We start from the raw sequence: 2416 nt of genomic DNA, 5'->3' as shown, positions 1-2416 counted from the left end.
TTATGGCACAATTAGGCATTGGTCATTTAGCGCATCGTGATATTCTGAATCTCAGTGGTGGACAACGCCAAATGGTGATGTTTGCCCAAGTATTATTGCGTCAGCCGGAAATCTTATTGTTAGATGAACCGGTTAGTGCGTTGGATATGCACCACCAAATTAATTTATTGGAACATGTTTGCCAATATACGCAACAAAATAATCTGATTACGATCATAGTGTTACACGACTTGAGCCTTGCCGCTCAATTTTCTGATCAGGTGATTTTATTGGGTAACGGTAAATTACAAGCTTTCGGTGATGCAAAACAAGTGTTACAGGCTGATCTTATTCGTCAGTTGTATAACGTTGAGATTGAAATTTTATATGACAGTACCGGACAACCGGTGATTCGTCCGTTACGTCATTCGCATTAGGAGTAAAAAATGAAAAAAGTATTATTAGCAACCTTACTCGCTTTTCAGGCGCTGTGTTGGCTGCAGATCACGAAGTTAAAATGTTAGATAACGGTAAAGGCGGTGGTATGGTGTTTGAACCGGGCTTTTTAAAAGCGGAAGTTGGCGATACGGTCACTTTCGTGCCGACTAATAAAGGTCATTGGGTGCAAAGTAAAACAGTGCCAGAAGGCGCAGAGAAATTCCTCTCGAAAGAAGATGAAAAATTTAGTTTAACGCTCACCCATGAGGGCGTCTACGTGTATGTTTGCCCTCCTCATCGTATGATAAATATGAGCGGTATTATCCAAGTAGGCAAACCGACCAATTTAAAAAACGCGGCCAAAGAAGTTGAAAAAATTGAGAAGCGTACCACAGAGCATAAAGGTCGTTTATTTGAATATCTTGAGCAAGTGAAATAAGGAGATGACAATGAAAAAGCAGTATTTTAAACATCTTATTGCCAGCACGTTACTATTTGCTGGAGTTTCGGCGCAAGCGGAAGTAAAAGTATTACAAGATGTCTTAGATCGCCAAGTAAAAGTTGATGTACCGGCGAAACGTATCGTGCTTGGCTTTTATTATCCGGATTATATTGCCGCAACCGGTTCGGAGAATTTCAAAAATGTTGTCGGCATTTCGCGTGAGTTTTGGGAAAAATTTAACCCCGGTAGCTGGGCTTTATTTAGTAAAGCGTTACCGAATTTAGCGGAAATGGCAGATATCGGTAATATCAATACCGGGACGTTCTCATTGGAAAAAACCTTGGCGTTAAAACCGGATGTATTGGTGTTAGCCGATTGGCAATATCAAACAATCGCCGCCGATATTCCTCGTATCGAACAAGCCGGTATTCCGATTGTTGTAGTGGATTTCAATGCACAAACCGTAGCGAAACACACGAAAAGTATCCAACTTTTCGGACAACTCGCCGGTACGGAAATACGTGCAAATCAAATCGCAAATGAATATAAACAAGGAATTAAAGCAATCCAACAACGTGTGGCGGCAAGCGGTCAAAAACCACCGAAAATTTACGTGGAATTTGGTAATAAAGGTCCGGCGGAATATAGCTTCACTTTCGGTAAAAATATGTGGGGAGCGATTGCGAATACGGTTGGTGGCGACAATATTGCTGCACCGTTTATTGAAAACTGGGGGCCGATTAATCCGGAGCAATTTTTAGCGTCTAATCCGGAAGTGGTGATTATTTCCGGTACGGAAATGGGTACCGATAAGAATGCCGAAATTATGGCGATGGGGATTAATATCAGTGAAGCAGATGCGCAAAAACGCCTTGCCGGTTTTACTCAGCGTGCCGGTTGGTCGAACGTATCGGCGGTGAAAAAAGGCAATGTGTATGGGATTTATCACACAGCATCTCGTTCGATTACCGACTTAGCCAGTGCGGAATTTATGGCGAAAACGCTTTATCCTGAACAGTTTAAAGATATTGATCCGGAGAAAACTTATTTGGATTTTTACCGTCAATATCTGCCGGTTGTACCGCAAGGCACATTTTTTATTAAGTTAAAATAACCTGTTAATCTCACGGCAAGCGGGCTTTGGCTCACTTGCCTTTTTTGAGCCGATTATGATGTCACATTCGATAGCCTGTGCAAAAGATTACCCCAAATCAACCGCTTGTAAACCTCTCTGAATATGGCGGTTCTGCTTCAGCCCTACATTCCTAAAGTCGCTGAGGTCGGTGAAACCAGCCTGATTTTCTTTAACGGCAACTTCAGCCACGCCATTCGCCGTCAACCACAAGCTGGGGATTTTCGAGCAAATTCGGCTTATGGCGTGCAGATTTCTGCTCAATCAGTAGATAAAAACATTATTTCGCAAGCCCAGAATGTGTTAAGCAAATTGCCTGAAAAAACGGGATATGCTCGCGTAGATGGTACGATTATTGGTGACCAATTTCTGATCTGCCCCCCAAAAGTTGGACAGGTTAGTTAACTTAAATATTGAGCTCGGTA

Annotated in this window: 3 protein-coding genes and 1 pseudogene; all 4 read left to right on the top strand. The window is 42.3% G+C overall.

The window, feature by feature from the left end; translation table 11 throughout:
* Window positions 1-416 (top strand): ABC transporter ATP-binding protein (locus tag Q0203_RS03225; protein WP_297929499.1); only part of this gene is annotated, 416 nt, incomplete at its 5' end.
* Window positions 417-496: 80 nt separating this feature from the next.
* Window positions 497-856, top strand: coding sequence for a pseudoazurin (locus tag Q0203_RS03220; protein ID WP_366517292.1), 360 nt, complete (start codon window positions 497-499; stop codon window positions 854-856).
* 10 nt (window positions 857-866) lie between these two features.
* Window positions 867-1973, top strand: a complete 1107-nt coding sequence (locus Q0203_RS03215; RefSeq protein ID WP_297929497.1) for an ABC transporter substrate-binding protein — start codon at window positions 867-869, stop codon at window positions 1971-1973.
* 129 nt (window positions 1974-2102) lie between these two features.
* Window positions 2103-2363, top strand: a pseudogene (locus tag Q0203_RS03210) (glutathione synthetase); the annotation flags it as partial.
* Window positions 2364-2416: the final 53 nt, after the last annotated feature.

It is taken from the genome of uncultured Aggregatibacter sp. (assembly GCF_938046485.1).
Taxonomy (GTDB): Bacteria; Pseudomonadota; Gammaproteobacteria; order Enterobacterales; family Pasteurellaceae; genus Aggregatibacter.
The sequence above is the reverse complement of the archived record's forward strand: the minus strand, read 5'-3'. Positions and strand labels throughout refer to the sequence as shown.

Bases quoted from the DNA above. Each gene is read 5' to 3' on its own strand.
- Q0203_RS03220 (WP_366517292.1), top strand. From the start codon at position 497: ATGTTAGATAACGGTAAAGGCGGTGGTATGGTGTTTGAACCGGGCTTT.
- Q0203_RS03215 (WP_297929497.1), top strand. From the start codon at position 867: ATGAAAAAGCAGTATTTTAAACATCTTATTGCCAGCACGTTACTATTT.